The following is a 7,723-nucleotide window of genomic DNA, read 5'->3' as shown; positions in this document are numbered from 1 at the left end:
ACCCCGACCACCCCCGGGGGGTGCCGGGCGCGCCGGGGGCCCGCCCCCCGACGGCCACCGAGCCGGGACCCGTCCCGGCCGGCGGCTCCGGAAGCCCGGCGGCCGACGCGGCCTCCCCGGCCCGGCGCGTATGGGGCCGGGTGCGGGGGCACGTCGGCACCGCCGCCGGCATCCTCATCCTGGGAGTGCTGCTGTGGCGGCTGGGTACCGGGGTGTTCGTGGACGGGCTGCGGAAGATCGACGCGACCACCCTGACGGTGGCCGTCGCCATCGGGCTGCTCACCACGGTGCTCAGCGCCTGGCGGTGGTGCCTCGTCGCGCGCGAGCTGCGCATCGAACTCCCGCTGGGCGCGGCCGTCGCGGACTACTACCGCGCGCTGTTCCTGAACGCCGCGCTGCCCGGCGGGGTCCTCGGCGACGTGCACCGGGCCGTGCGGCACGGGCAGAGCGCCGGTGACATCGGCCGGGGCGTGCGCTCGGTGGTGCTCGAACGCACCGCGGGCCAGGCCGTACTGGTGGCCGTCGGCGCGGTGGTGCTGCTCACCCAGCCGTCACCCGTGCTCGCCCAGGCCCGCGAGACCGCGCTGGTCCTCGCGATCGTCGCGGTGTGCGGAGCGGCGGCCTTCGCCGTCGTCCGCGGGCGGCGGACCTCTGCCGGCACCGGACGACGCTACGGAGCCGTCCGCGGCGCGCTCGTCGAGGCCCGGGGCGCCCTGCTGGCCCGGCGAAGCTGGCCCGGCGTGACGCTCTCGTCGGTCCTGGTGCTCGCCGGCCACCTGGCGATGTTCGTGCTCGCCGCCCGGGCCGCCGGATCCACCGCGTCGGTCGCCGTACTGACGCCGCTGGCCCTGCTGGCCCTGCTGGCCATGGGGCTGCCGCTGAACGTCGGCGGCTGGGGCCCCCGCGAGGGCGCCACCGCCTGGGCGTTCGGCGCCGCCGGGCTCGGCGCCGGCATGGGCCTGACCGTCGCGGTGATCTACGGCGTCCTCAGCCTCGCGGCGAGCCTGCCCGGCGCCGTGGTCCTGGTCGTCCGCTGGGGTGCCTCGCTCCGGCGCCCCCGCGAGGAGAGCGCGGGAGGGCCCGATCAGTGCAGCGTCTCGGACGTCACCAAGGAGAAATACGCTCCGAAGGCCTCGGTCAGCCCGGCGAGGAGTTCCTTCCCCTTCTCGGCGCCGGCCATCGAGGGACGGCCGATGACCCCGGACTCGGTATAGCCCGCCATGCCGAGAGTGAGCAGATGCCGACGGTCGTCGGCCACGAAATCGGAGGTCTCATAACCGTCTTTGACGCATTCCGGATGGGCATGCAGGAGAATGGACGTCTCGATTTCTCCCGCGTGCATATCGGTGAGCAACGACGTCTGCACACCGGCCCGTTCACACGCGCCTTCCCAGTCCTCCATGGCGGGGAAAAGCGCCATGCGCGTACCGGTGCCCGCGGATTCCTGAACCACATTGCCCAGTACGTAATTGCCTCCGTGCCCATTGACCACGACCAGCGTGTCGACGCCCGAGCGCCGCAACGAAGCGGCGATGTCCCGGACGACGGCGTACAGCGTGACGGCGGAAATGCTCACGGTGCCCGGCCAGGCCGCGTGCTCGTGCGAGCAGGAGATCGTCACCGGAGGAAGAAGATGCACCGGATAGGCGTCCGCGATCTCCCGCGCGATGGCGCACGCCACCAGTGTGTCGGTCGTCAGGGGCAGGTACGCGCCGTGCTGTTCGAGGCTGCCGACGGGAAGGACGGCCACCTGGCGGGCGACACCGGCCCCCCGCTCGCGGACATCCTCCGTGGTGTCCAGTGACAGCACTCCGGACTCCATCACGCGTGTTCCCGAACTACTCATCTTTCACGGCCCTTTCGACTCTGCTTAGGAACCAGATCATGACAGATAACTTTGGCGTACTCGGCGGGAATGCCCACCTCACAGGTGTCGAACGAGTCGTGATTGCCCCGCTCCCCACCGAGTACGGCTTTTTCCACGCAGTCGGCTACTTCGACCACGACCGCGGCGAGGAACAAGTCGTCCTCGTGTACGGCGACTTGGACACGCTCGGAAAGGGGGACGTCCTGACCCGGCTGCATTCCGAATGCCTGACGGGCGACTCCTTCGCATCCCAGCACTGCGAGTGCGGCCCCCAGCTCACCGCCTCGCTGCGCGCCATCGTGGCCGAGGGCCGCGGTGTCCTCGTCTACCTGCGCGGGCACGAGGGCCGGGGCATCGGCCTGCTCGCCAAGCTCAAGGCGATGAAGCTCCAGGCGGAAGGGCTCGACACCGTCGAGGCGAACGAGGCCCTCGGGCTTCCGGTGGACGCCCGCGACTACCGGGTGGCGGCGGAGATGCTGCACGACCTCGGCGTACGGTCCGTGCGGCTGCTGTCGAACAACCCGCTCAAGCGTGAGTCGCTGTTGCGCCACGGCATCAAGGTGGCCGAGCAGGTGCCGCTCCTCATACCGCCGTGCGAGGACAACCTCACCTACCTGCTCACCAAGCGGGAACGTCTCGACCACTACCTGCCGCACCTGGACGGCGAGGAGTGGGCGAAGGCGATCTTCGCCGGGGAGGCGAAGACGGTCGCCACCGAGGAATGACGGACGCCGAGGACCGGAGCGGCACGACGGGGACGAAGGCGGCGGCGCGGGTGCCGGGGGTCCGGACGGCACCCCTGCGCAGCGCCGGCTTCCGGCGGTTCGTACTGGCGAGTCTGATCTCGGCGACGGGATCGGCGATGGCGCCGCTCGCGCTCGCCTACGCGGTGATCGGGCAGGGCGGCGGAGCCGGATCACTCGGCGTGGTGCTCGCCGTGAACACCGTCCCGACCGTCGTCTTCCTGCTGCTGGGCGGGGTGCTCGCGGACCGGATGTCCCGCAGCCGGATCCTGCTGGGCGGCAATCTGGCCGCGGCCGTGGCACAGGGGGCGCTCGCCGTCATCGTGCTGACCGGCGCCGCCTCGACGGCGTCCATCGCCGCCTGCGGCTTCCTCTCGGGAGTCGCCGTGGCGTTCACCGTGCCCGCGGGCCAGGGCGTGGTGAACCAGTTGGTCGGGCCCGAACATCTCCAGCAGGCCAACGCGCTGGTCAGGCTGCCGACCAACGCCGTACGGGTGCTCGGACCCGTGGCCGGCGGGCTGGTCGTCGCCCTCTGCGGACCGGGATGGGCGCTGGCCTGGGACGCGCTCTCGTTCCTGATCGCGGCCCTGCTGCTGCACGGACTGCGTCTGGAGGCACCTGTCACCGCGGGCGGTGTCCTCAACGATCTGCGGTCGGGCTGGTCCGGCTTCCGTTCCCGCACCTGGCTGTGGACGTACACCGTGGCCGGGATGGTCGTGGTCGCCGCCTGGCTGGCCGGATTCCAGATGCTCGGCCCGGTCCTCGCCGCGCGGCTGTACTCCGGAGCGGGCTCCTGGGGCCTGGTGCAGGGCGCGTTCGCGCTCGGGCTGCTGACGGGCGCGCTGGTGTGCCTGTGGTGGAAGCCGTACCGGCTGCTCGCCGTCGCCGTCGGCACCGCCTCCCTGCTCTTCCTGCCGTTGACGGCGATGGGGCTCGCGTTACCGCTGCCGGCCGTCCTGTTCGCCGCGCTCCTCGCGGGCATCGGCCTCGATGTCGCCATCGTCGCCTGGACCACCGCCTTCCAACTGCACGTTCCCGAGGACGAACTGGGAAGGGCGGCCGCGTTCAACAGTGTCGGGGAGCGCTGCGCGATCCCGCTCGGCTATCTGCTCGCCGCGCTGGCCGCGGGAGCCTGGTCGGACCGGCAGGTGCTGCTGGTCTGCGCGGGCGTGATCGTTGTCGCGACGGTGCTCAACCTGTGCGTGCGGGACGTGTACCGCGTCAACCGGACGACTCCGCGGTGATCAGGACCGTACCGCCTCGTGCACCAGCCGCTTGAGATCCGGGAACACCGAGTGCGAACCCCTCGGGCGCAGTTGGCTCAGGAACTGCACGGTCAGATCACGGCGCGGGTCGACCCAGAAGGTCGTGGTCGCCACCCCGCTCCAGCCGAACGCGCCCTCGCTGGAAGGCGCCCGGGTGGTTGCCTGGTCCACCACGACGGACACGCCCAAGCCGAAACCGAGGCCCGCGTTGCCGGGTTCCTGGTGGACAGGGCTGCCGAAGGAGCGCCGGTCGGCGTTGCCGGGCAGGTGGTTGGCCGCCATCAGGTCCACGGTCCCGGGACGCAGCAGACGGGTTCCGTCGAGTTCGCCGCGGCGCCGGAGCATCTCCATGAAGCGGTGGTAGTCGCGGGCCGTGGCGACCATTCCCCCGCTGCCCGACAGGAACCGGGGCCGGCCGTGCAGCGGGAGACCGGCGATCGGGACGAGCTCCCCGCCGTCGTCCTCCCCGTACAACTCGGCCAGTCTGCCCGCCTGTTCGTCCGTGACCTGGAAGCCGGCGTCGGTCATCCCGAGCGGTCCGAGGACGCGCCGGCGCAGGAAGACGTCGAGGTCCTCGCCGGACACCACCTCGATGACACGGCCGAGGACATTGGTGGCCACCGAGTAGTTCCACCGCGTGCCCGGCTCGAACTGGAGCGGCAGCCGGGCGTACACCTCGCAGGTCTCGGCCAGATCAGCGCCCGGGGCCACGGAGGACTCCACACCGGCGTCCCGGTAGAGCGCGTCGACGGGATGCGTGTGGTAGAAGCCGAAGGTCAGGCCCGCCGTGTGGGTCAGCAAGTGGCGGATCAGGACGGGCTGTTCGGCCGGCCGGGTCGTCGTGTCCGGCCCGGCCCCGCCGACGTACACCCGTGGTTCGGCGAAGGCGGGAAGGAAGTCGGCCAACCGGTCGTCGAGTCCGAGGCGGCCCTCTTCGAGCAGCATGAGCGCCGCGACCGAGGTGACCGGCTTGGTCATGGAGTAGATCCGCCACACCGTGTCGCTCTCCACCGGGAGCCCCGCCGCACGGTCGCGCCGGCCGTACGTGGTGAGGTGGGCGACCCGCCCGTGCCGGGAGACGGCGACCAGGAAGCCGGGGAGCCGGCCGTCGTCGACCAGGGCCGCGAAGTGCCGGTCGAGCCGGTCCAGTGCCCCGGGGTCGAGGCCGACGGATCCCGGCTCGACTTCCTGTCGCAGATCTCCCATGGTTCTCCTCCGGACTGCGGCTCGTGTCCCTCATCGTCCCAAACGGGCTGGTGACGCGTCGGCCGGGCGTCCCCCGGCGGTCCTCACGCTGTCCTTGTGCCCCGGAAGCCACAGGGCCAGCAGCGTTCCCGTCGCGGAGAACACCGCGAGCACGGTGAGGGGGAGACCGATGGCGGCGCCGGGCGTCAGCGACATCAGCGTCGCGGCCACCGCGATCCCCAGCGTGGGTCCGATGTTCATCGCCGTCTGCTGCAGGCCGCCCGCCACACCGGCCGACGCCGCGGGGGCGTGCCGTACGGCGACCGCCGTCGTGGTCACCATCACTGTCACGAAACCGGCGCCCAGCAACAGGAAGCCGCAGGAGACGGGCACGGCCGTCGACGCCGGGCCGAGCCGGGCCAGGAGCAGGACACCGAGCGTCAGGACGAGCGTTCCGGCCACGGTGGTCCGCCGCGGGCCGAACCTGCGCATCAGGACGGCGGCGAGCGGAGCGCCGAGCACCATCATCACACCGGCCGGCAGCGCCCGCAGGCCGGTCTCCTGCGGGTCGAGGCCCAGGGTGCGCTGGAGGAAGTAGCTGGCGACGAACAGGGTGCCGAGCATCGCGGCGGACACGGCCACCAGGATGCCGAGCGCCGCGCCGATGGCCGCCGAGCCGAGGATCTCGGACGGCACCAGGGGGTTCGCGGCCCGGCGCCGGCGGCGGACGAACGCGGTGCCGGCGGCGGCCGTCACGGCCAGTCCTGCCGCGGTCCGCGCCGTCCAGCCGGTTCCGGGCACGGCGACCAGGGTGTGCACCAGGGCGACCAGGGCGACGGTGAGCAGACAGGCGCCCGGCACATCCAGGCCGTCGGCCGCCCCGGGACGACCGGTCCGGGGCCCGGGGACGGCCGGGGAGCGGACGGCGAGGGCCGCCACGCCCATGGCCAGCGCGGGTGGCACGTTCAGGAGGAAGACCGACCGCCATCCGAAGTGGCCGACCAGCGCGCCGCCCAGCAGCGGACCCGCGGCCGCGGCGATCCCGATGGCGCTCGCCCGCAGCGCGATGGGCGTCCCGAGCCGGTCGGGCGGGTACGCGGCGCGCAGCATGCCGAGCGTGGCCGGTTGCAGCAGCGCGCCGAAGACACCCTGCGCGACCCGCAGCGCGATCACCCAGGCGATCCCGGGCGCGAGAGCGATGCCCGCCGATGCCGTCCCGAAGCCCAGGATGCCGAGCGCGAAGATCCGTTGATGCCCATAGCGGTCCCCGAGGCGTCCCGAGAACACCAGCAGGCCCGCCACCGCGATGAGATACCCGGTACTGGTCCACTGCACCTGGGCGAACGAGGCGCCCAGGTCGCCCTGGAGCGTGGGCTGCGCGACGGTGAGGACCGTGCCGTCGAGGGCGACGATCACGGCACCGACGACGCTGCTCGCGAGGGTGATCCGGCGGTGGGCCGCTCCTGGTGCGGTGGGGCGCGCGGCCGGCTCGGCGGGGGCCGTCATCGTTCCTCCGGTCCGAGGTGCGCGTCGAGCGCCGCCGTCAGCAGGGGGGTGTGGTCGTCGGCGTCCGTGGCGAGCTTCAGGCTTCCCCAGCCCCACAGTTGGGCGATGCCGTGGAGGTTCGCCCAGAGGGCGCCGGCGAGGATCCGCGCGTCGGCCTCGGGGCGCACCCGGCCGACGAGCTCCACCAGCGTCCCGAACAACGGCAGACTGGTCTCGCGAAGCCCCAACCGGTTGCTCTCCAGCAGGTCGTGACGGAACATCAGCTCGTACATCCCGCGCTGGGACAGCGCGAAGTCCAGATACGCCTTCGCGAGGGCGGTGAGCCGGGCGCGGGGGTCGGTCCCCGCGCCGCCGACCGACTGGGCCGCGCGGTGCCCGAGGTCGGTGAAGCCGCGGCGCGCGATGGCGGACAGCAGTTCCCCATGGGTCGGGAACCAGCGGCGCGGAGCGCCGTGCGAGACCCCCGCCCGCCGGGCGATCTCCCGCAGGGTCAGCGCCTGCGCGCCCTCCGCCGTCACGAGTTCGACTCCGGCGTCGATCAGCCGCGCCCGCAGTCCGGTGGTTTCCGACTCGTCCATAGACACTGTCTACCAGCCGCGAGTAGACAGTGTCTACGGGATGACGTGACGCATTCGGAGCGTTGACGCGGATATGACCGATGAAGAGACCCAGGACGCACTGCTGAAGCTGCTCTCCGAGTACAAGGGCGGAGTGCTCGTCACCCTGAAGAAGGACGGCCGCCCCCAGCTCTCGAACGTCAGCCACGTGTACTACCCCGACGAGGGCGTCGTCCGCGTGTCGCTCACCGACGACCGCGCCAAGACCCGGAATCTGCGCCGGGACCCACGGGCCTCGTACCACGTGACCAGCGCGGACCGGTGGGCGTACACGGTCGTCGAGGGCACGGCCGAGCTGACACCGGTCGCCGGGGATCCGCACGACGAGACCGTGGAGGAGCTCGTCCGGGTCTACCGGGACGTCCTCGGCGAACACCCCGACTGGGACGACTACCGCGCGGCGATGGTCCGCGACCGCCGGCTAGTGCTGCGGCTGCGTGTGGAGAGGGCGTACGGGATTCCCGCACGCTGACACGGAATCGCCCGGCGCCCGGCGGGTGGCGGGTGGCGGGTGGTGCGGGCGTCCCGGTCGCCCGGGAC

The 7,723-nt window shown here is 72.4% G+C and carries 7 protein-coding genes and 1 pseudogene; 4 read left to right on the top strand and 4 right to left on the bottom strand.

Going from position 1 to position 7,723, the window contains the following annotated elements; all coding sequences use genetic code 11:
* Nucleotides 1–20: 20 nt before the first annotated feature.
* Nucleotides 21–947: pseudogene (locus ACFXGX_RS01815) on the top strand (lysylphosphatidylglycerol synthase transmembrane domain-containing protein); the annotation flags it as partial.
* Nucleotides 948–1,084: 137 nt separating this feature from the next.
* On the opposite strand, the gene ACFXGX_RS01810 reads toward ACFXGX_RS01815, so the two are convergent.
* Entirely contained in the window at nt 1,085–1,846 is a 762-nt protein-coding gene (locus ACFXGX_RS01810; protein WP_384783591.1) for a creatininase family protein, read from the bottom strand.
* 38 nt (nt 1,847–1,884) lie between these two features.
* Between ACFXGX_RS01810 and ribA the strand changes: the two genes are divergently transcribed.
* On the top strand, nt 1,885–2,592 hold the full coding sequence (gene ribA, locus ACFXGX_RS01805) for a GTP cyclohydrolase II (protein ID WP_384783590.1): 708 nt from the start codon (nt 1,885–1,887) through the stop codon (nt 2,590–2,592).
* Nucleotides 2,589–3,854, top strand: a complete 1,266-nt coding sequence (locus tag ACFXGX_RS01800) for an MFS transporter (RefSeq protein WP_384783588.1) — start codon at nt 2,589–2,591, stop codon at nt 3,852–3,854. Before ribA ends, ACFXGX_RS01800 begins: the two co-directional genes overlap by 4 nt.
* On the opposite strand, the gene ACFXGX_RS01795 is transcribed toward ACFXGX_RS01800, so the two are convergent.
* From ACFXGX_RS01795 to ACFXGX_RS01785, 3 genes are read right to left on the bottom strand one after another with little or no spacing between them, the layout of a single operon-like run.
* The gene (locus ACFXGX_RS01795; RefSeq protein WP_384783586.1) at nt 3,855–5,081 is read right to left on the bottom strand and encodes a serine hydrolase domain-containing protein; all 1,227 of its coding nucleotides are present in this window, start codon (nt 5,079–5,081) and stop codon (nt 3,855–3,857) included.
* 30 nt (nt 5,082–5,111) lie between these two features.
* A complete protein-coding gene (locus tag ACFXGX_RS01790) occupies nt 5,112–6,566 on the bottom strand; it encodes an MFS transporter (protein WP_384783584.1) in 1,455 nt (484 codons plus the stop codon).
* The gene (locus ACFXGX_RS01785) at nt 6,563–7,144 is read right to left on the bottom strand and encodes a TetR/AcrR family transcriptional regulator (protein ID WP_384783582.1); all 582 of its coding nucleotides are present in this window, start codon (nt 7,142–7,144) and stop codon (nt 6,563–6,565) included. The genes ACFXGX_RS01790 and ACFXGX_RS01785 overlap by 4 nt, the downstream gene beginning before the upstream one ends.
* A gap of 73 nt (nt 7,145–7,217) precedes the next feature.
* Between ACFXGX_RS01785 and ACFXGX_RS01780 the strand changes: the two genes are divergently transcribed.
* Complete coding sequence (locus ACFXGX_RS01780; protein WP_384783580.1) at nt 7,218–7,655, top strand: PPOX class F420-dependent oxidoreductase; 438 nt, start codon at nt 7,218–7,220, stop codon at nt 7,653–7,655.
* Nucleotides 7,656–7,723 lie beyond the last annotated feature (68 nt).

It is taken from the genome of Streptomyces sp. NPDC059371 (assembly GCF_042751995.1).
Taxonomy (GTDB): Bacteria; Actinomycetota; Actinomycetes; order Streptomycetales; family Streptomycetaceae; genus Streptomyces.
The sequence above is the reverse complement of the archived record's forward strand: the minus strand, read 5'-3'. Positions and strand labels throughout refer to the sequence as shown.